Source organism: Paracandidimonas soli (assembly GCF_004342005.1).
In the GTDB taxonomy this organism is placed as follows: domain Bacteria; phylum Pseudomonadota; class Gammaproteobacteria; order Burkholderiales; family Burkholderiaceae_B; genus Paracandidimonas; species Paracandidimonas soli.
Genome location: NZ_SMBX01000003.1, coordinates 122,420 through 141,588, shown reverse-complemented (window position 1 = coordinate 141,588; position 19,169 = coordinate 122,420). Strand labels below are relative to the sequence as shown.

Annotated in this window: 20 protein-coding genes; 8 read left to right on the top strand and 12 right to left on the bottom strand. The window is 61.0% G+C overall.

The window, feature by feature from the left end:
• The first annotated feature begins 122 nt into the window (after nucleotides 1-122).
• From EV686_RS07685 to EV686_RS07655, 7 genes are all read left to right on the top strand, one after another.
• Nucleotides 123-1,745, top strand: coding sequence for an ABC transporter substrate-binding protein (locus tag EV686_RS07685; protein WP_377747934.1), 1,623 nt, complete (start codon nucleotides 123-125; stop codon nucleotides 1,743-1,745).
• Nucleotides 1,746-1,795: 50 nt separating this feature from the next.
• Entirely contained in the window at nucleotides 1,796-2,773 is a 978-nt protein-coding gene (locus tag EV686_RS07680; RefSeq protein ID WP_132475192.1) for an ABC transporter permease, read from the top strand.
• Complete coding sequence (locus tag EV686_RS07675) at nucleotides 2,773-3,714, top strand: ABC transporter permease (RefSeq protein WP_132476003.1); 942 nt, start codon at nucleotides 2,773-2,775, stop codon at nucleotides 3,712-3,714. Before EV686_RS07680 ends, EV686_RS07675 begins: the two co-directional genes overlap by 1 nt.
• Nucleotides 3,714-4,706 (top strand): ABC transporter ATP-binding protein, encoded by a 993-nt coding sequence (locus EV686_RS07670; RefSeq protein WP_132475190.1) that lies wholly within the window; start codon nucleotides 3,714-3,716, stop codon nucleotides 4,704-4,706. Before EV686_RS07675 ends, EV686_RS07670 begins: the two co-directional genes overlap by 1 nt.
• Complete coding sequence (locus EV686_RS07665) at nucleotides 4,703-5,728, top strand: ABC transporter ATP-binding protein (RefSeq protein WP_132475188.1); 1,026 nt, start codon at nucleotides 4,703-4,705, stop codon at nucleotides 5,726-5,728. Before EV686_RS07670 ends, EV686_RS07665 begins: the two co-directional genes overlap by 4 nt.
• Nucleotides 5,729-5,783: 55 nt before the next feature.
• Complete coding sequence (locus EV686_RS07660; RefSeq protein ID WP_132475186.1) at nucleotides 5,784-6,917, top strand: M20 family metallopeptidase; 1,134 nt, start codon at nucleotides 5,784-5,786, stop codon at nucleotides 6,915-6,917.
• 355 nt (nucleotides 6,918-7,272) lie between these two features.
• Nucleotides 7,273-7,623 (top strand): hypothetical protein, encoded by a 351-nt coding sequence (locus EV686_RS07655; RefSeq protein ID WP_132475184.1) that lies wholly within the window; start codon nucleotides 7,273-7,275, stop codon nucleotides 7,621-7,623.
• Between the two features lie 36 nt (nucleotides 7,624-7,659).
• On the opposite strand, the gene EV686_RS07650 is transcribed toward EV686_RS07655, so the two are convergent.
• Both EV686_RS07650 and EV686_RS07645 read right to left on the bottom strand, forming a co-directional pair.
• The gene (locus EV686_RS07650; RefSeq protein ID WP_132475182.1) at nucleotides 7,660-8,637 is read right to left on the bottom strand and encodes a Bug family tripartite tricarboxylate transporter substrate binding protein; all 978 of its coding nucleotides are present in this window, start codon (nucleotides 8,635-8,637) and stop codon (nucleotides 7,660-7,662) included.
• 26 nt (nucleotides 8,638-8,663) lie between these two features.
• Nucleotides 8,664-9,752, bottom strand: coding sequence for a 4-oxalomesaconate tautomerase (locus tag EV686_RS07645; protein WP_132475180.1), 1,089 nt, complete (start codon nucleotides 9,750-9,752; stop codon nucleotides 8,664-8,666).
• A 61-nt stretch (nucleotides 9,753-9,813) separates the two neighbouring features.
• On the opposite strand from EV686_RS07645, the gene EV686_RS07640 reads away from it, so the two are divergent.
• Nucleotides 9,814-10,722, top strand: coding sequence for a LysR family transcriptional regulator (locus tag EV686_RS07640; RefSeq protein ID WP_243650791.1), 909 nt, complete (start codon nucleotides 9,814-9,816; stop codon nucleotides 10,720-10,722).
• 102 nt (nucleotides 10,723-10,824) lie between these two features.
• Here EV686_RS07640 and EV686_RS07635 read toward each other — a convergent pair whose 3' ends face one another.
• The 10 genes from EV686_RS07635 to EV686_RS07590 form a co-directional block, all read right to left on the bottom strand.
• On the bottom strand, nucleotides 10,825-11,250 hold the full coding sequence (locus tag EV686_RS07635) for a F0F1 ATP synthase subunit epsilon (protein ID WP_132475177.1): 426 nt from the start codon (nucleotides 11,248-11,250) through the stop codon (nucleotides 10,825-10,827).
• Between the two features lie 12 nt (nucleotides 11,251-11,262).
• Complete coding sequence (atpD, locus tag EV686_RS07630) at nucleotides 11,263-12,681, bottom strand: F0F1 ATP synthase subunit beta (protein ID WP_132475175.1); 1,419 nt, start codon at nucleotides 12,679-12,681, stop codon at nucleotides 11,263-11,265.
• Between the two features lie 51 nt (nucleotides 12,682-12,732).
• Nucleotides 12,733-13,635 carry a F0F1 ATP synthase subunit gamma gene (gene atpG / locus EV686_RS07625; protein ID WP_132475173.1) on the bottom strand — a complete coding sequence of 301 codons (903 nt, stop codon included), beginning with the start codon at nucleotides 13,633-13,635 and terminating at the stop codon, nucleotides 12,733-12,735.
• 94 nt (nucleotides 13,636-13,729) lie between these two features.
• Nucleotides 13,730-15,271, bottom strand: a complete 1,542-nt coding sequence (gene atpA / locus EV686_RS07620; RefSeq protein WP_132475171.1) for a F0F1 ATP synthase subunit alpha — start codon at nucleotides 15,269-15,271, stop codon at nucleotides 13,730-13,732.
• A 35-nt stretch (nucleotides 15,272-15,306) separates the two neighbouring features.
• Complete coding sequence (locus tag EV686_RS07615) at nucleotides 15,307-15,846, bottom strand: F0F1 ATP synthase subunit delta (RefSeq protein ID WP_132475169.1); 540 nt, start codon at nucleotides 15,844-15,846, stop codon at nucleotides 15,307-15,309.
• 12 nt (nucleotides 15,847-15,858) lie between these two features.
• Nucleotides 15,859-16,329, bottom strand: a complete 471-nt coding sequence (locus tag EV686_RS07610; protein WP_132475167.1) for a F0F1 ATP synthase subunit B — start codon at nucleotides 16,327-16,329, stop codon at nucleotides 15,859-15,861.
• A 123-nt stretch (nucleotides 16,330-16,452) separates the two neighbouring features.
• Entirely contained in the window at nucleotides 16,453-16,695 is a 243-nt protein-coding gene (gene atpE / locus EV686_RS07605; RefSeq protein WP_132475165.1) for a F0F1 ATP synthase subunit C, read from the bottom strand.
• Between the two features lie 75 nt (nucleotides 16,696-16,770).
• The gene (atpB, locus tag EV686_RS07600) at nucleotides 16,771-17,649 is read right to left on the bottom strand and encodes a F0F1 ATP synthase subunit A (RefSeq protein WP_132475157.1); all 879 of its coding nucleotides are present in this window, start codon (nucleotides 17,647-17,649) and stop codon (nucleotides 16,771-16,773) included.
• A gap of 57 nt (nucleotides 17,650-17,706) precedes the next feature.
• On the bottom strand, nucleotides 17,707-18,102 hold the full coding sequence (locus EV686_RS07595) for an ATP synthase subunit I (protein WP_132475155.1): 396 nt from the start codon (nucleotides 18,100-18,102) through the stop codon (nucleotides 17,707-17,709).
• Between the two features lie 278 nt (nucleotides 18,103-18,380).
• Complete coding sequence (locus EV686_RS07590; protein ID WP_132475153.1) at nucleotides 18,381-19,157, bottom strand: enoyl-CoA hydratase; 777 nt, start codon at nucleotides 19,155-19,157, stop codon at nucleotides 18,381-18,383.
• Nucleotides 19,158-19,169: the final 12 nt, after the last annotated feature.

Sequence of the window (19,169 nt, the reverse complement as noted above, 5' to 3'; positions counted from 1 at the left end):
AAAAGCAAAGATATTTCTAAATACTTAGATTATATGGAAAACGATAATTGTTTGGTACCGGATGCGTTCCTAGAATGCAGGCCACAACACTATGTCCGACTTACCGTCAAGAGAGGAACACAATGATGAATCGGCAGACCCCTACCACTATTGCGGCATTGATTGCAGTGGCCTTGTGCGGCACCGCCTCTGCACAGACACTGAAGATCGGCCTGGCAGCCGAGCCCACCGCCGTCGATCCGCATTACCACCAGACAACACCTAACGAAGCACTGTTGACCCATATCTTCGAACCTCTCGTTGCCATGAGTCCGGACATGGAGCTGCGGCCGGCGCTGGCCACAGGATGGAGGACGGTCGACGACACCACATGGGAGTTCAAACTGGACCCCGCCGCGAAATTTTCCAACGGCGAACCGTTCACTTCGAACGATGTGATCTATACCTTCTGCCGCATCCTCAACAATGAAACCGCCATCGGCGGCGGCGCCACCAACGTAGCGCGCCGCATTGCAGGGATCGAAGCGCCGGATGCGCATACCGTTCACCTGAAAACCGCCGCGCCCTATCCCGTGCTGCCCAATGAGCTGGCCCGCATCCCCATGATCTGGAGCGGCATCGCCGAGTTCGACAAGCTGACCTACGAGCCCGCCAAAGGTTGCGGCGTCACCAGCAAATGGCCGACGGTGACTGAATTCAACACCGGCGATCTGGTCGTCGGCACCGGCCCCTACAAACTGAAGTCCTACGTCAAGGGTTCTGGCATCGTGCTGGAGCGCAATGACAACTATTGGGGCAAAACGCCCGCCCCCTGGAGCGAAGTCCGCATGACGGCAGTGCCTTCCGCCGGCCCGCGCCTGACAGGCCTTCTGTCCGGCGACTTCGATCTGATTGAAAACCCCGCCGCGCGCGATCTCAAACGCATCAAGGACAGCGGCTTCGAATACACCACCAAGCCATCTGTGCGCATCATGTTCTTCCAGCTTGACGTAGGCCGCGACTCCAGCCCCTTCGTCAAGTCCCCCAAAGGCGCCGACGACAATCCGCTGAAGGACGCTCGCGTGCGCCAGGCCATGTCCCTGGCGATAGACCGCAAGGCCATTGTCGACCGCATCATGGACGGCGTCGCCACGCCCGCCAACCAGTATCTGCCCGAAGGCATGTTCGGCAGCATCATCGGCGCCCCGGCGCTGGAATACGATCCCAAACGCGCCAAGGAACTGCTGACCGAAGCAGGCTACCCCGACGGCTTCGAACTGACGCTGGCCTCGACCAACAACCGCTATATCAATGATGGACAAATCACCCAGGCGGTGGCCCAATACCTGACCCGCATCGGCATCAAGACCCAGGTAGACACCATGACCAGTTCCGTCTACTTCCCTCGCCGCGCCCGCAAGGAGTTCAGCGCATCCCTGGGCGGCTGGGGTTCGGAAACCGGCGAGGCCAGCAACTTCATCCAATACTGGATCACAACACGCAATCCCGAACTGGGCGTGGGCAGCAGCAATTACGGCGGCTTCTCCAGCGCCGAAGTCGACAAGCCCTACCTGGAAGCCATCCGCACGCTGGATGACAAGCGCCGCAGCGAGCTGCTGCAGGAAAGCGTCAAGCATGCCCTGAACGCAATGGCCCACATTCCGCTGCACTTCGAAAGCGGTGTCTGGGCCTATCGCAAGGGACTGACCTACGAAGGCCGCGCCGACCAGCGCACGCTGGCCACGGCGGCGCGTCCCGTCAACTAAGCGCCATCGACGTCATCTGACGACACACCGGTTCGAACAGGAGTTACACGTTGTCTGTTTTTATCCTGCGCAGATTGCTGCAAAGCCTGTTCGTATTGCTGGCCGTATCGCTCGTCGTGTTTTTCGCCGTCTATGCGGTGGGAGACCCGATCGAGCTGCTGGTCAGTCCGGATGCGGGCCAGGCCGAACGCGAAGCATTGATTGCACGCCTCGGCCTGGATCTGCCCATCTGGCAGCAATACGGGCATTTTCTATGGAATGCGCTGCACGGCGACATGGGAGTTTCCTTCGTTCATGGCGTACCCGCCATCGAACTGATCCTGTCGCGCTTTCCGGCCACTCTCGAACTGGTGGTCGTCGCCATTCTGCTGACCTGTACGGTTGGCATTCCGCTGGGGTTGGTCGCCGGCCTGTACCGTGAACGCTATCTGGGACGCGGTATCATGGCGGGTTCGATCCTTGGATTTTCCTTGCCCAATTTCTGGCAGGGAATGGTGTTCATTCTGCTGTTTTCGGTCTGGCTGGGCTGGCTGCCCGCTTCGGGCCGCGGCCCGACCGTCAATGTCGCAGGCGTGCCGCTCAGCATTTTCACCCCGCAAGGCTGGTCGCACATTATTCTGCCAGCCATCAATCTGGCCGTCGCCAACATCGCACTGGTGCTGCGCATGACCGCATCGGGCGTAGCCGAGGCCCAGAGCCAGGATTACGTGCGATTCGCCCGCGCCAAAGGCATCCGCCCGGGCCGTATCGTGCGGCGCCACATCCTGCGCAACATCATGATTCCCGTAGTGACTGTCATCGGCATGGAATTCGGCACCCTGATCGCCTACTCGACCATTACCGAAACCGTATTTTCCTGGCCCGGCATGGGCAAGCTGCTGATCGATAGCGTCTACCAGCTTGATCGCCCCGTAGTGGTCGCGTACGTGATGCTGGTCACGCTGCTGTTCGTCCTGATCAATCTGATCGTGGACATTCTGTACGCCGTGCTCGATCCCCGCGTGCAACTGACGGAGCAGAGTCAATGATGAATACCGCCGATACCAAGACGCAGGCACAAGCGGATACGTCTGCCCCCATCGCACATATCAAGCCGCTGCAGGACACGCCGCAACGGCGCCGCATCCTGCACCGCCTGCATTCCCGCCCCTCGGTTCGCGGTTCACTGCTTGCGCTGGCCGTGCTGATTCTGCTGGTTCTGATTGCGCCGTTCTTCGCGCCGCAAAACCCCTATGATCTGCTCGCGTTGAACATCATGGATGGCCGCCTGCCGCCCGGTTCGGAGCACATGGACGGCTGGACCTATTGGCTGGGAACCGATTCGCAGGGCCGGGACATGCTGAGCGCCATTCTGTATGGCTTGCGCATCAGCCTGATGGTCGGCCTGTCGGCTGTGCTGATCTCGACCCTGATCGGCTCCATCGCGGGATTGCTGGCGGCCTACAAAGGCGGCTGGGTCGATACCCTGGTAATGCGTCTGGTCGACTTCATCCTCGGTTTCCCGACCATTCTGGTCGCCCTGGTTCTGCTTGCCGTGCTGGGGCGCGGCGTAGACAAAGTGATCATCGCCCTGGTCATCGTGCAATGGGCTCACTACGCCCGCATCATGCGCGGACGCGCCCTGCAGGAGCGCCGCAAGGAATACATCGAAGCGGCGCAGAACCTGGGTTTTCCAACGTGGCGCATCATGATGGTGCATCTGTTGCCCAACTGCATGGGGCCGATCATGGTGTTCGCCACGATCCAGATCGCCACGGCCATCGCGTTGGAAGCCACGCTGTCTTTTCTTGGCGTCGGCGTCCCCATCACCGAGCCCTCTCTTGGGTTGCTGATTTCCAGCGGTTTCGAATACCTGCTGTCGGGCGACTACTGGATCAGTATCTTCCCCGGCATTGCGCTGCTGCTGCTCATCCTGTCCATCAACATTGTGGGCGACCGCCTGCGTACCAGCCTGGACCCCCGCCACTAATGACTGACGATACACCCCTGCTCGACGTACGCGGCCTCCAAACCGCGTTCCATACCAAAGACGGCGCCTGGCTTGCCGTCGACGGCGTAGACCTGACCGTTGCCCGCGGAGAAATCGTAGGGCTGGTCGGAGAGTCCGGCTCCGGCAAATCCGTCACAGGCTTTTCCCTGATCGGCCTGATCGATCCTCCCGGCGAGGTCGTTGGCGGTCAGGTATTGTTCGACGGACAAGACTTGCGCGCTCAGGATGAAGAATCGCTGCGCCGGCTGCGCGGCAGCCGTATTGCCATGATCTTCCAGGACCCATTGATGACGCTGAATCCAGTGCTGCGCATCAGTGAGCAGATGATGGAAGCCATTCTGACCCATCATCCGGACACGTCGAAGCAAGAGGCGCAGGCGAGATGCCTGGAAGCACTGACCATGGTCGGCATCCCCGCCCCAGAAAGCCGGCTGCACAACTACCCACACGAGTTTTCGGGCGGCATGCGCCAGCGCGTAGCCATCGCCATCGCCATGCTCAATCAGCCCGAGCTCATCATCGCCGACGAACCCACCACCGCGCTAGACGTCACGATCCAGGGGCAGATCCTGTATCAAATGCAGCAGCTTTGCCGCCAGAACAATACCGCCATGATATGGATCACGCATGATCTGGGCGTTGTGGCGGAACTGGCGGACAAGGTCGCGGTCATGTATGCGGGCCGCATCGTCGAATACGGTCCGGTTTCGGAGGTGCTGGCGGCGCCGCGTCATCCCTATACCCTGGGATTGCTGCAATCGATGCCTGCCGCGGCTGCTCCCGGCAGCCGCCTGAACCAGATCGACGGCATGGCGCCGACCCTGACCGGACGCGAAACCGGCTGTACATTCCGCCCGCGCTGTTCGCGGGCCAGGCCGGAATGCGCAAGCGCCGCGCCGCCCCAGACCGGTGATGACAAGCGCTACTTCAGATGCTACTCGCCGGTTGCAACACCCCAGGAACACGCATGACCACCGAACACGTTATCGACATCAGCAACCTGCGCAAACAGTTCAGCAAAAAGCCGGATCTCGCGCAAAACCTGCTTGGTCTGTTTGGCCGGAAAAAAGAGCAGCCTGTCGTCCACGCCGTCAATGATGTCAGCCTGAGCATCGCCAAGGGTGAAGTGATCGGCCTGGTGGGCGAATCTGGCTGCGGCAAATCCACGCTGGGCCGCATGGTGGCCGGACTGATCAAGCCATCCAGCGGCAGCATCCGCTATCAAGGACAGGATACCGCCACGCTGCGAGGAAAAGCGCGGCTGGACTATATTCTCGGCACGCAGATGATCTTCCAGGACCCGCAGGCATCGCTGAACCCCAAGCAGCGCCTGCATCAGATCCTGGGGGAAGCGCTCAAAGTACACAAGCTGGTCCCGAATGCGGAAATCACCGACCGGATCGATACCGCCCTGGCCGAAGTCGGGCTGGAAAAAGACTACCGCAACCGTTTCCCGCACCAGATATCCGGAGGCCAGCGCCAGCGCATCGGCATCGCGCGCGCATTGATGGTACAGCCCTCGTTCCTGGTCTGCGACGAACCGGTCGCGGCGCTTGACGTCTCCATCCAGGCGCAGGTCATCAATCTGTTCATGGACTTGCGCGACCGCCATGGCTTCACCTATCTGTTCATCAGCCACGACCTTGGCGTTGTCCGACATATCTCGGACCGCGTCGCCATCATGTATCTGGGGCGGATCGTCGAAATCGCTTCGACTTCCGACATTTTCAATCGTGTCGCCCACCCCTATACCCAGGCCCTGCTGGCGGAAATGCCGGACGTGCAACGGCAGAAAAGGATTTTCACGCCCATCAAGGGCGAGATTCCCTCGCCGCTGAATCCGCCTTCGGGATGCACGTTCCATCCGCGCTGCCCGCACGCTACGGCTCTCTGCAAGGAGGTTGCGCCCGCACTCCAGGAAATCGGCCCCGGACACCAGGCCGCCTGTCACCTGTTGTCGGACGGACGCACCAGCCTTGACCCTCAAGCCTGACAGCCCCCAAACCCTCCGGATTTCCATATCAACCGTTATACGGCAAGCTTTTCACATGTCCACATCCCTACCAGATACCTCAGCCATCGTCGACGGCATTCGCCGCTGGATCGAATGCGAATCCCCTTCCCGCGACCTTCAGGCCTTGCTGCGCATGGCGGAGCTGATACGCGCGGAAGCCGGCGATCTCGGTCTGCAGTTCCAGGCCAGAGATCTGGGCGATGGCGTGGCGCCTTTGCTGCATATGCATAATCGTGCGCCAGGCGACACCCGCCCTGGCATCATGATTCTGGCGCACTACGATACCGTTCATCCCGTCGGTACGCTGGAGAAGAACCCTTGCCGCATCGAGGGCGACCGTCTTTACGGCCCGGGCTCCTACGACATGAAGGCCGGTACATGGCTGGCGCTGACCGCCGCAGGGCAACTGTCCCAGCCCGGCAGCAGTGCCCTACCCATCGATTTCGTCATCGTCCCGGATGAAGAAATCGGCAGCTACGCCTCTCGCCCCAGCATCGAGGCCTTCTCCCGCAATACCCGCTATGCGCTGGTGTGCGAGCCCGCCCGCGCCGACGGCGGTCGCTGCGTGACCGCCCGTAAAGGCACCGGCTTCATCTACGTCAACACACATGGCCGTCCTGCACATGCCGGCGTGCAGCACCAGAAGGGCCGCAACGCCATCCAGGAAATGGCGCATCAGATACTGGCGCTGCAAGCCATGACGGACTACGAGCTCGGCACGACCGTGAACGTAGGAACCATCGAAGGCGGCACTACCCCGAACGTCGTGCCTGAGCATTGCCGCATCACGTGCGATTTCCGCATTCCCGACGCAAAGGCTGGCGAAAAACTGCGCGAAAAAGTGGAGGCGCTGCGTTCCGTCGACCCCGATGTCGCCGTGCAAGCTGAATTCATCCTGAACCGCCCTCCCATGCCGCGTACCGACGCAGTAATCGCATTGCTGGAGCGCGCTCGCGGCTATGCGCGCGAAGCCGGTTTCAGCCTGGAAGAAGCGCCAATGACGGGAGGCGGCAGCGACGCCAACTTCACTGCGGCGCTCGGTATTCCAACCCTGGACGGGCTGGGCGCCGATGGCGACGGCGCCCATACCCTGCAAGAATACATTCTGGTTTCCACTCTGCAGGAACGGCTCGATTTCTGGCTGCGCATGCTGCGCAGCCTCGACTGACACATCTTGTCGGCACGGACGACATTGATAGTCTGGCGCATTCTATGTAGAATGGTTCCGTTTCCCTTATACGACAGGAGGTTATATGAGTTCCGACTCGGACTCCGGTTGTCGATTGTGTATCGGCAGCTTCGTCGTTTAGGATCACAGCAGAATCCATTCTCTGCCGCATCCTGAACGACAGGATGCGGCGTCTCTTCCCCAAGGCAGGCCCACGGCCGCCAGGGGCACACGCCCTCCCCACACCCAACCCAGAACGCCATGACGCAGGCTGATGCCTCGTCATTCGCGTTGCCTGCGCCACGCCCGTTTATCTGGCGCTACGGCGCATGAAGAGAGTATGGAGGAATCAGCGATGCGTTTGCTTGACCTGTTTACCCGCTGCTGCAGCCTTTTCCGTTTGCGTGACAAGACCAGCCTGGATGGGCATACCCGCCTGTCCGTCACCTGCCACTCGGCGCATGTGACCGCTTTGCGCCGCCATATGCTGGGCCTGTTTTCCAGGAACGGGATGGAAGTCCGCAAAATCGAAGTAGCTCCGATACGGCACGAGGATGCATCCCAGATCTGCATCACCATTGCGTATGCATCCGAACAGCGGCACCAGTTGATCGAGCTGGCGAGCTTGCTCGGCAGATACCCGGCGACTGAACTCGTGCGCTTCGGCCGCTTCTCTCCCTCCTTGAATGCAGAAGCGGCCTCATGAAGAGGCCGCCCTGTCTTTGAAAAGGCTTTCGCCCGGTCACTGTTCGACGTCAAGCCCCATGTGCTTGACCACCGATTTCCACTTCTCGAGATCCTGCTCGACGCGCTGCCCCAGCCCTTCGGGCGTGCTGGTCTGCACGAATGCTCCCTGCGCGGTGAATTTTTCGGTCACCTCGGGATCATTCAGGCTGGTGTTCAGGGCTTTGTTCAGCACCTGGACGATCTCGGGCGGCGTCCCGGCCGGCGCGAAAATGGCATACCACTGATCCACAGAAACATCGACGCCGAGCTCTTTCAGGGTCGGCAGATCCTTGAACACATCCGTGCGGCGCTCGCCAGCCACAGCGAGACCCTTCACATTGCCGCTGCGGATGTGCGGAGCCGCGCTGAACAGGCTGGGGAACATGACCTGCGTCGTGCCGCTGATGGTGTCCATCATCGCGGGATTGGAGCCCTTGTATGGAATGGCCATCATCTTCGCACCCGTCGCCATGTTGAACAGCGCGCCAGCCGCGTGCGGGGCGGTGCCGTTGCCCGCGGAAGCATAGTTGACCTGATTGGCGGGATTCTTCGCGTATGCGATCAGTTCATCTACGCTCTTGACGGGAAGGTCATTGTTCACGACGAGCAGCGTAGGCGAGCTGGCCACGTCTCCGATCGGAGCAAAGTCCTTGACGGGATCGTAGTTCAGCTTCTGCATGGCGGGGCTGATGGCATGCGTGGCGATGTAGCCGAACAGCAATGTGTAGCCGTCCGGCTTGGCGCGGGCGACGTGCATGCTGGCGATGGCGCCATTGGCGCCCGGCTTGTTTTCCACGACGATCGTCTGCTTCAGCTCTTCTCCCATGCGCTGGGCAAGGATGCGGGCCATGGCGTCATTGCCGCCGCCAGGCGCAGTCGGAACAACGATGGTGATGGGACGCTGCGGGAAATCCCCTGCCTGCGCTACTCCGGCAACGGGAAAGGCCGCGGCCAGGCACAGCGCAGAAAGACACATGCGACGCGAAAAATTCATGGATATCTCCTCGGGAATATGATGGATCATGCAACGATGGATGCGGGGGCCGGCACGCAGACCGACCCTTTCATGATGCGTCTGGCCGTGCGAACGACACCGGCCCTGACGACTTTCGGATTGTTGATGGCGTCCCTGACCTCCAGGGATACCGCGATCTGACCGGAAGGATGCGCGACGTTGATGACGGCATTCTCCGACTCGACATTAGTCTGCATCAACGAATGGCTGACCGTGCCCGGCAGCATGGCGCTGCTGGCGACGGCGATGGCGCCGGTCACCGCATGCGCCTTATGGCAACTATGCGGCGTGAAGTAACGCGAGCGGATCGTGCCGCCTTCAGCCGCGCTGACCACGACGGGCTTGGGCACGACGCTCTGGCTGACATCCCCCATGCCCATCAGGCGGCCCGCCTGCAGGCGCAGGGATTCCAGGCGCGCAAGAAACGCCTTGTCCTGGTCCAGCTCGGCCGCGCTTTCCCGGCCCGTCTTTCCCAGATCCTCCGCGTGCACCACCATGACGGGCATGGCGACATCGACGCAGCTCACGGCAACGCCATCGATCCAGTCCGTACGCTGTCCGGTCGGAAACAGCTTTCCCGTCAGGCTGCCTTCGGCCTGTTCGAAACAGAGAACGATAGGAGCCCCAGTACCCGGCACGCCGTCGATGCGCGTATCGCCTTCATAGGAAACGGCGCCGTTCGGCGTCTGGATGATGGCTTCCACCCGCGTACCCGTATTGATGTTGCGGATACGGACGATGGTTTCCTTGCCCTGGACGGGGACCAGTCCCTGCTCGATCGCATAGGGTCCTACAGCAGCCAGCATGTTGCCGCAGTTCGGACGTGTATCCACCGTCCGCTTCATCACGGACACCTGGGCGAACAGGTAGTCCACGTCGCAATCCGGCAAGGCGGAGCGCGAAATGATGGCGACCTTGCTGGTCAGGGTACTGCCCCCGCCGATGCCGTTGATCTGCAACTCATGCGGCGAACCCATGACATCGAGCAGCAGCTCATCGCGCAGCGCGATGTCTTCGGGCAGATCGTCGGCAAGAAAGAAAGGTCCGCGCGAGGTGCCGCCTCTCATCAGGACACAAGGGATTTCAATTTCCATGGACGAGATGATAGGAGCCGGGCAATAATAAATGAATTGCAATGTCATTAAGGATTATTGCGTGGCACACATCAATTTCGGCCTGGAAGAATTACAGGCATTCGTCGCTGTCGCGGAGAAACTTTCCTTTCGCGCCGCCGCGGAAGAACTGTTCATCTCCCCTCCCGCCCTCAGCCGCCGCGTGGAAAAGCTGGAAGGCCTGCTGGGCACAAGGTTGCTGAATAGAAACACCCGCCGTGTCGAACTGACGCAATCGGGACGCGTATTCCTGGAGCGCGCCCGCAGCGCGCTGGATGAGCTGGAATATGCGGTGCTCGGCGTCAACGACGAGTCCCGCCATCGCTACAGCACCGTGACCGTGGCATGCGTGCCGTCAGTCGCGTACTACTTCCTGCCGGCGGTCATCGCCCGCTTCACCGAGCATTACCCCCAGATACGCGTGCGCATACTGGACGAGAGCGCCAATACCGTGCTCAACGATGTCTCCAGCAGGCGGGCGGATTTCGCCATCAACTTCATCGGAACGCAAGAACAAGAACTGGTGTTCGAACCGATCTTCACGGAACCCTTCGTCCTGGCCGTCCATTCCAGCCATCGGCTGGCGCGCCGGCGCAAAGTCCGTTGGGAAGAACTGGAGCGGGAACGCCTGATCACCGTCGGAAAATCCAGCGGGAACCGCGTACTGCTGGACAGCGCGCTGGCGCAAGTGTCGCGCAGGCCCACCAGCTTCTTCGAGGTGTCGCACGTATCCTCGCTGCTGGGGCTGGTTGAGCTGTGCCTGGGTGTGGCGGCCGTTCCCAAGCTTGCCCTGCCCATCTCCAATCACATGACACTCAAAGAGGTTCGTCTGGTGGAGCCCACCATCACGCGCACGCTGGGGCTGATCTGCCGCAAAGGCATGCCGCTGTCGCCCGCTGCGCAGATCCTGTACGACATGGTGAAAGCCGAGGCGGTCAAACGCAATCGCTGACCGCAAGCCCAAATGAAAACGCCCGCCTGCAAACGCAAACGGGCGTTTCTTGCGCCTTGCGGCATCGGCCGTACCGGACCGATGCCCACCAAGCGAAAGCGGTCAGTGGCTGCTGCGCTTGCTGCTGAACTTGCGAGCGGCCGCCGCTTGCGCGGCAAGCATGGCCAGTTCGGCTTCGACCAGGGCGATATCCGCGTGGTCCTTGGCGTTGCGCAGGGCTTCTTCGGCCTTTTCACGAGCCGCAAGCGCCTTGGCTTCGTCAAGATCGCCAGCACGGATGGCCGTGTCGGACAGAACCGTGACCAGGCCGGGCTGGACTTCCAGGATGCCACCGGCGACGAATACGTTTTCTTCCGTGTTGTCGGGAAGAACGATCTTGACGGTGCCTGGCTTGATGCGCGAAATCAGCGGGGTGTGCCCGGGCAGGATGCCCAGTTCGCCGGCTTCGCCAGGCAAGGCCACGAACTTGGCTTCGCCCGAGAAGATCGACGCTTCCGCGCTGACCACGTCAACATACAGATTGGCCATGTGCAATCCTTCTTAGAGTGTTTTGGCTTTCTCGAAGGCTTCGTCGATGGAGCCGACCATGTAGAAGGCCTGCTCGGGCAGCGTGTCGCACTCGCCTTCGACGATCATCTTGAAGCCGCGGATGGTTTCTGCCAGCGGCACGTATTTGCCGGGAGCGCCGGTGAACACCTCAGCCACGTGGAACGGCTGCGACAGGAAGCGCTGGATCTTGCGGGCGCGTGCAACGGCCTGCTTGTCTTCCGGCGACAGTTCGTCCATGCCCAGAATGGCGATGATGTCGCGCAGTTCCTTGTAGCGCTGCAGCGTTTGCTGCACGCCACGCGCAACGGCGTAGTGCTCTTCGCCCACGACCTGGGGGTCGAGCTGGCGGCTGGTGGAGTCGAGCGGATCGACGGCGGGGTAGATACCCAACGCGGCGATGTCACGCGACAGCACGACCGTGGAGTCCAGGTGAAGGAAGGTCGTGGCGGGCGACGGGTCGGTCAAGTCATCGGCGGGAACGTAGACGGCCTGGATGGACGTAATGGAGCCCGTCTTGGTCGAGGTGATGCGCTCTTGCAGCTTGCCCATTTCCTCGGCCAGCGTGGGCTGGTAGCCCACGGCGGAAGGCATGCGGCCCAGCAGAGCGGACACTTCGGTACCGGCCAGCGTATAGCGGTAGATGTTGTCGACGAAGAACAGAACGTCGCGGCCTTCGTCGCGGAACTTCTCGGCCATGGTGAGGCCGGACAGCGCCACGCGCAGGCGGTTGCCGGGAGGCTCGTTCATCTGGCCGAACACCATGGCCACTTTGGATTCTTTCAGGTTTTCCAGCTGGATGACGCCGGCTTCCGACATTTCGTGATAGAAGTCGTTGCCTTCGCGAGTACGCTCGCCCACGCCGGCAAACACGGACAGGCCGCTGTGCTCTTTGGCGATGTTGTTGATCAGTTCCAGCATGTTCACGGTCTTGCCCACGCCGGCGCCGCCGAACAGGCCAACCTTGCCGCCCTTGGCGAACGGGCAGACCAGGTCGATAACCTTGATGCCGGTTTCGAGCAGCTCGACCGAAGGCGAGAGCTCGTCGAAGGCGGGCGCATCCTGGTGAATGGCGCGACGTTCGTCGGACTCGATCTCGCCGCGCTCGTCGATGGGACGGCCCAGCACGTCCATGATGCGGCCCAGCGTGCCTTCACCGACGGGCACGGAGATGGGAGCGCCCGATGCGGCAACCTGCATGCCACGGCGCAGGCCATCGCTGGAGCCCATGGCGATGGTGCGCACGACACCGTCGCCCAACTGCTGCTGGACTTCGAAAGTCAGGCCTGCTTCGGCAAACGCCGAGCTGTCGTCCGCCAGCTTGAGGGCTTCGTAGATTTTAGGGATATTGTCGCGGGGAAACTGAATGTCCACCACGGCGCCGATGCACTGAACGATGGTACCGTTGCTCATGTTTGGTCCTTAACTAAGTAGCTTTGATGGGATGCCTTGGCCAGACTTGCGTCAGACGGCAGCAGCTCCCCCCACGATTTCCGAAATTTCCTTGGTAATGGCAGCCTGGCGGGTCTTGTTGTAGACCAGCTTCAGATCGCCGATTACCTTCTTGGCGTTGTCGGACGCCGCCTTCATGGCCACCATGCGAGCCGACTGCTCGGATGCCATATTTTCGGCGACAGCCTGGTACACCACGCCCTCGATGTAACGCAGCAGCAGATCGTCGATGACGGACTGGGCGTCCGGCTCGTAGATGTAGTCCCAGCCATACTGCGACTTGACTTCCTGAGCGGACTCGTCGGCGCCCGCCTGGAATGGATCCTTCAGGCCGCTGGGCAGAGGCAGCAGGCGAATGAAGCTGGGCTCCTGGCGCATCGTGTTGACGAAGCGGCTGGTTGCCACGTAGACCGCATCGATCTTGCCTTCGACGAAATCGTCCAGCTGCACCTTGAGCGCGCCGATCAGGCGCTCCAGGTTGGGCGCATCGCCCAGGCCGACTTCCTGCGAAACCAGATTCGCCTTGATGCGGGTCAGCATGCCGGCGCCCTTGCTGCCGAACGCGGTGAACTGCACCTTGATGCCCTGCTGTTCGAATTCCTTCAGGCGAGCCAGTGTCAGGCGGCTGATGTTGGTGTTCAGGCCGCCGCACAGACCTTTGTCCGTGGTGACCAGGATGACGCCCACCGCCTTGATTTCGCTGCGCTCCTGCATGTAGGGATGCGAATACTCGGGATTCGCCTGCATCAGGTGGGCTGCGATTTCGCGCACTTTGGTTGCATAGGGACGGCCCGCACGCATCCGGTCCTGCGCCTTGCGCATCTTGGATGCCGCCACCATCTCCATGGCTTTGGTGATCTTGCTCGTGCTTTGCACGCTCTTGATCTTGGTACGAATTTCCTTGATTCCGGCCATTATTCTTTCCTGTCAGGACGTTTGGGAACGGCCGCCGCGCACTTCACGCAATGTGTCGGGGCGGCGGCTGTTGTGTTCCATCCTTGCCAGCCGATCAAAAAGCGCCGTGCTTTTTGAAGTCTTCAATGGCGGCACGCAATTCGGCTTCGTCTTCCTTGCCGAGTTCCTTCTTGTCCTGGATACGCTGGACCAGTGCTTCGTGCTTGGCCTTGATCTGATCCTTCAGGGCCTTCTCGAAGGGCAGGATGCGCTCGACGTCGATGTCATCCAGGAAGCCGTTGTTGACAGCGTACAGGCTGACGGCCTGCTCCCAGACAGGCAGCGGCTGGTATTGCGGCTGCTTGAGCAGTTCGACCACGCGCTTGCCGCGCTCGAGCTGACGGCGGGTAGCGTCGTCGAGGTCGGAGGCGAACTGCGCGAAGGCGGCCAATTCACGGTACTGGGCCAGGTCGGTACGGATACCGCCGGACAGTTTCTTGATGACCTTGGTCTGGGCGGCGCCGCCCACGCGGGATACCGAGATACCGGCGTTGATGGCGGGGCGGATACCGGCGTTGAACAGATCGGACTCCAGGAAGATCTGGCCGTCGGTAATGGAGATGACGTTGGTCGGCACGAATGCGGACACGTCGCCGGCCTGTGTTTCGATGATCGGCAGCGCCGTCAGCGAACCCGTCTTGCCCTTGATTTCGCCGTTCGTGAACTTCTCGACGTACTCGGGGTTGACGCGAGCGGCGCGTTCGAGCAGGCGGGAGTGCAGGTAGAACACGTCGCCAGGATAGGCTTCGCGGCCGGGAGGACGGCGCAGCAGCAGCGATACCTGGCGGTAGGCCCATGCCTGCTTGGTCAGATCGTCATAAATGATGAGCGCGTCTTCGCCGCGATCGCGGAAGTATTCGCCCATGGTGCAGCCGGAATAGGCGGCCAGGTACTGCATGGCGGCGGAGTCCGAAGCGGCGGCGGCCACGATGATGGTGTATTCCAGGGCGCCGTGCTCTTCCAGCTTGCGCACCACGTTGTTGATCGTGGAAGCCTTCTGGCCGATGGCGACGTACACGCAAGTGACGTCCTGGCCCTTCTGGGCGATGATGGTGTCGACGGCGACGGCGGTCTTGCCGGTCTGGCGGTCGCCGATGATCAGCTCGCGCTGGCCGCGGCCGATGGGCACCATGGCGTCGATAGCCTTGGTACCGGTCTGCAGCGGCTGCGACACGGACTGGCGGGCGATAACGCCGGGCGCCACTTTTTCGATGATGTCGGTCGCCTTGGCGTTGATGGGGCCCTTGCCGTCGATGGGGTTGCCCAGCGCATCGACCACGCGGCCGCGCAGCTCGGGACCGACCGGCACTTCCAGAATGCGGCCGGTCGTCTTGACCTGGTCGCCTTCGGAAACGCCCGTGTAGTCGCCCAGAATCACAGCGCCGACGGAGTCGCGCTCGAGGTTCAGCGCCAGGCCAAAGACATTGTTGGGAAATTCGAGCATTTCGCCCTGCATCACGTCGGACAGGCCGTGGATGCGGGTAATACCGTCGGTCACGGAAACCACCGTGCCCTGCGTACGTACGTCAGTCGACGCGCCCAGGCCTTCGATTCGGCTCTTGAGCAGTTCGCTGATCTCGGACGGGTTAAGTTGCATGTTCAGACTCCTGGAATCCTGTTATATGGCGCGCGTCATGCGGCCAACGTATCGCGCATGCGTGTCAACTGGGCACGCACGGAAGTATCTAGCACTTGGTCCCCGACCTTGACGCGAACGCCGCCGATCAGGCTGTCATCCACCGTCACCACCGGGTTCAGCTTGAGACCGAACTTCTTTTCCAGACCGGCAACCAGTTCCCGGACCTGTGCATCGTCGATGGGGAATGCGCTGGCGATTTCCGCCAATGCCGTGCCTGCCTGACGATTCTTGAGCGCCTCGAACTGCTCGGCGATGCTGGGCAGCGCCAAGACGCGATCGTTGGCGATCAGCAGCTCGATGAAGTTGCGGGCGGTTGGGGAAAGCGTTTCCTGCAGCAGGCTCGTGAAGACGTCGAAGCGCTGCTCATCGCTGAGACGCGGATCGGCCAATGCGGCGCGCACGTCATCCAGCTCGGTGAGCCGAGCAAGCTTCGAGAGCAGGCCGGACCACGCGTCCAGGCCTGCCGCATCCTTGCCTGCCGCGGAAAACAGCGCTTCCGCGTAAGGTCTGGCGATAGTCGATAGTTCAGCCATGATCCGCCCTGATCAAAGTTGTGCTTTGAGCTGGTCGAGCAGCTCGGCATGCGCCTTGGCATCGACTTCGCGCTGCAGGATCTGCTCGGCGCCCTTGACGGCAAGCACGGCGACTTCGGCGCGCAGCGTTTCGCGAGCGCGCTGGACTTCCTGCGCGGCGTCCTGCTGGGCCTGGGCCACGATGCGGGCCTTCTCGGCTTCGGCTTCGCGACGCGCCTGATCGATCAGCGCCGTCGCCTGCTTTTCAGCTTCGGCCAGACGCGTATGCGTATCCGACTTTGCGGAAGCCTCGATCAGGCTGATGCGCGCTTGCGCCTGGGCCAGATCGGCCTTGCCTTTTTCTGCGGCCGCCAGTCCGTCAGCGATTTTCTGACGGCGATCATCCATGGCTTTCGTGAGAGGCGGCCATACGAATTTCATCGTAAACCAACCCAACACGAAAAACACGATCATCTGAAAAAAGAGAGTCGCGTTTAAGTTCACGGTCGTTTCCCTTCAATACCGTTGGTGCCAGCGGATATGCATCCGGCACCGTATGTTCGAACCAGAGGCGGCATCATGCCGCCGCCGGCTGCCCGGCCTGCCCTGTCGCAGGCACGTAACCTCTTATCCGACGAACGGATTTGCGAACGCGAAAAGCATGGCGATACCAACGCCGATCAGGAAGGCCGCGTCGATCAGGCCTGCCAGCAGGAACATCTTGGTTTGCAGGGCGTTCATCAGCTCGGGCTGACGTGCCGATGCTTCGAGATACTTGCCACCCATCAGGGCGATACCAATGGAAGCGCCGATAGCGCCCAGACCGATGATGATACCGCAAGCCAGAGCGACGAAAGCTACGTTGGTCATGACAACTCCTTGTTTAAAAACTTGATGATTTGATTGAAAAAATCGGGTCCGACAAAAGACTGGTGCAGAACGGCGTCAGTGCCCTTCGTGCGCCTGCCCCACATACACCACAGTCAGCATCATGAAGATGAAGGCCTGCAACAGGATGATCAGGATATGGAAGATGGCCCATATCGACCCTGCAAGAACATGACCAATGCCCAAGCCGATGCTTGCTGCATTCAGGCCAGTCCATGCCCCGCCCAGAAGGGCGATAAGCATGAAGACGAGCTCACCCGCGAACATGTTGCCGAACAGTCGCATGCCAAGGGAGACGAACTTGGCGGTGTATTCGATGATATTCAGCAGCAGGTTGAACGGCGCCAGCGCGATGGCGCCGATGCCATGCGCATGGAAAGGCGCGGTGAACAGTTCCTTGATGAAGCCGAAGGGGCTCTTGATCTTGATGCCATAGTAGAACATCAGCAACAGCACGCCCAGCGACATGCCCAGCGGCACATTCAGGTCGGCGGTCGGCAGAATGCGGTGATAGTACATGGGATCGCCGTGCTCGGCGCCAAGGCCGGTGACTTTCAGGATCCAGGGCAGCAGGTCGACCGGAATCAGGTCGAGCGTATTCATGAAGATGACCCACACGAAAATGGTGAGGGCCAGCGGAGCGACGAAGCGGCGCGATTTCTCGCTGGGGACGATGCTCTTGGCCTGGTCCTGGACCATGTCGATCAGGATTTCGACGAAAGCCTGGAAGCGGCCCGGGACACCGGCGCTCGCTTTGCGGGCGGCGCGCCACAGCATAAGGATGACGATACCGCCCATCAGGACGGACCAGAACAGCGAATCGTAGTTGACGATGCCGAAATCGGCGACAGCCGATTGCTTTTCACCGACATTGTTCAGATGCACCAAGTGGTGTTGAATGTAGTAGCCCTGCGGCGAAACGTCACTAGCAGCCATGCGTAGCCAATCCTGTCAACCAGACCGGGAACCCCATGTCCCCGGCTATTTTTCCTTTCAGGGCATTCTGCGCAATGCCAGCAGCAGAACATACCCTTTCAGGACACACAACAAACCAAACAGCAAGGCCGGCCATACCAGCCAGTCGCGGCCGTACCATCCGGCCAGCCAAAGTATCGCGATGGCGGCAGCCAGCTTGAAGGCTTCGCCGGCAAAGAACACCAACGGCGAGGCCCTGCCTGATCCCGCCAGGCCAACCAGCAAATGCATCGCGAACAATGCGTTGGGCACAAAATAGGCGGCCACGCCCACAAAGGCAGATACCGCCCCTGCGGCCCCCGCCGCCCACCAGGAAACCAGTACGGCAAGCAGGCCTGTTACGCCTTGCGCCATCAGTACACGCAGAATGCCGTGCGCTTGCCCTGAACGCCGCCTGGATGGCTGCCGATTCATATTGGTTTCCGAAGCAACTGAGACCCCCGCATCATTCTGAACACAAGCTGAATCCAGCATGGATATTGGCTTGCGAGCCATTTTATCGCGCTCGCTTCAATACCGGAAATAGCAAATACCAGTTGCGACAAACTCCGCGAGTATAGCCTGTTTTTTTACCCCCCAGCAACTCGACCCCGCCCCCGCCGTAACAAAATGCGGGGATCATCCAACAGCCGTCAACCTATGGTTTCCCCTGAACGATTCCGGCCTGAAAGCGCCGCAAGCGGCGCTCTACCTTACTCGTGCCTGAATACCGGCTGGCGTTTTTCCAGGAATGCCTGCATGCCTTCCTTCTGATCCTGCGTGGAGAACAATGCATGGAAATTGCGGCGTTCAAACAACAGTCCTTCGTGCAGCGGAGACTCGTACGCTGCGTTCACGCATTCCTTGGCCATCATCACCGACGGCAGAGACATGGAGGCGATCACGGTCGCCGCATTCAGGGCTTCGTCCAGCAGACGGTCGGCAGGCACCACGCGCGATACCAGTCCGGCGCGCTCGGCCTCTTCTGCATCCATCATGCGAGCCGTCAGGATCAGGTCCATGGCCTTGGCCTTGCCCACGGCGCGCGGCAGGCGCTGCGTACCGCCGAACCCCGGAATGATGCCCAGCTTGATTTCGGGCTGCCCGAAGCGGGCATTGTCGGCGGCGATGATGATGTCGCACAGCATGGCGAGCTCGCACCCGCCGCCCAGGGCGTATCCGGCCACCGCCGCGATGACGGGCTTGCGGATCCGCCGCAGCGCCTCCCAGTTGCCGCCGATGTAGTCCGACTTGTAGACGTCCTGGAAAGTCATGGGCTGCATGGCCGCGATGTCGGCCCCCGCGGCGAACGCCTTCTCGCTGCCCGTCAGGACGATCGCTCCAATGCCGTCGTCCTGATCGTGCCGGCGCAGCACGGCGAACAGTTCATCGATCAGCGCATCGTTCAGCGCATTCAATGCCTTGGGACGATTCAGCGTCACCAGCGCAACCCTGCCCCTGGTTTCCGTCAGTACCAATGCTTCGCTCATATTGTCTCCTGT

Coding starts and splice junctions, on each gene's coding strand:
- EV686_RS07685 (WP_377747934.1), top strand. CDS start 123: ATGATGAATCGGCAGACCCCTACCACTATTGCGGCATTGATTGCAGTG.
- EV686_RS07675 (WP_132476003.1), top strand. CDS start 2,773: ATGAATACCGCCGATACCAAGACGCAGGCACAAGCGGATACGTCTGCC.
- EV686_RS07670 (WP_132475190.1), top strand. CDS start 3,714: ATGACTGACGATACACCCCTGCTCGACGTACGCGGCCTCCAAACCGCG.
- EV686_RS07665 (WP_132475188.1), top strand. CDS start 4,703: ATGACCACCGAACACGTTATCGACATCAGCAACCTGCGCAAACAGTTC.
- EV686_RS07660 (WP_132475186.1), top strand. CDS start 5,784: ATGTCCACATCCCTACCAGATACCTCAGCCATCGTCGACGGCATTCGC.
- EV686_RS07655 (WP_132475184.1), top strand. CDS start 7,273: ATGCGTTTGCTTGACCTGTTTACCCGCTGCTGCAGCCTTTTCCGTTTG.
- EV686_RS07650 (WP_132475182.1), bottom strand. CDS start 8,637: ATGAATTTTTCGCGTCGCATGTGTCTTTCTGCGCTGTGCCTGGCCGCG.
- EV686_RS07645 (WP_132475180.1), bottom strand. CDS start 9,752: ATGGAAATTGAAATCCCTTGTGTCCTGATGAGAGGCGGCACCTCGCGC.
- EV686_RS07635 (WP_132475177.1), bottom strand. CDS start 11,250: ATGGCCAATCTGTATGTTGACGTGGTCAGCGCGGAAGCGTCGATCTTC.
- atpD (WP_132475175.1), bottom strand. CDS start 12,681: ATGAGCAACGGTACCATCGTTCAGTGCATCGGCGCCGTGGTGGACATT.
- atpG (WP_132475173.1), bottom strand. CDS start 13,635: ATGGCCGGAATCAAGGAAATTCGTACCAAGATCAAGAGCGTGCAAAGC.
- atpA (WP_132475171.1), bottom strand. CDS start 15,271: ATGCAACTTAACCCGTCCGAGATCAGCGAACTGCTCAAGAGCCGAATC.
- EV686_RS07615 (WP_132475169.1), bottom strand. CDS start 15,846: ATGGCTGAACTATCGACTATCGCCAGACCTTACGCGGAAGCGCTGTTT.
- atpE (WP_132475165.1), bottom strand. CDS start 16,695: ATGACCAACGTAGCTTTCGTCGCTCTGGCTTGCGGTATCATCATCGGT.
- atpB (WP_132475157.1), bottom strand. CDS start 17,649: ATGGCTGCTAGTGACGTTTCGCCGCAGGGCTACTACATTCAACACCAC.
- EV686_RS07595 (WP_132475155.1), bottom strand. CDS start 18,102: ATGAATCGGCAGCCATCCAGGCGGCGTTCAGGGCAAGCGCACGGCATT.
- EV686_RS07590 (WP_132475153.1), bottom strand. CDS start 19,157: ATGAGCGAAGCATTGGTACTGACGGAAACCAGGGGCAGGGTTGCGCTG.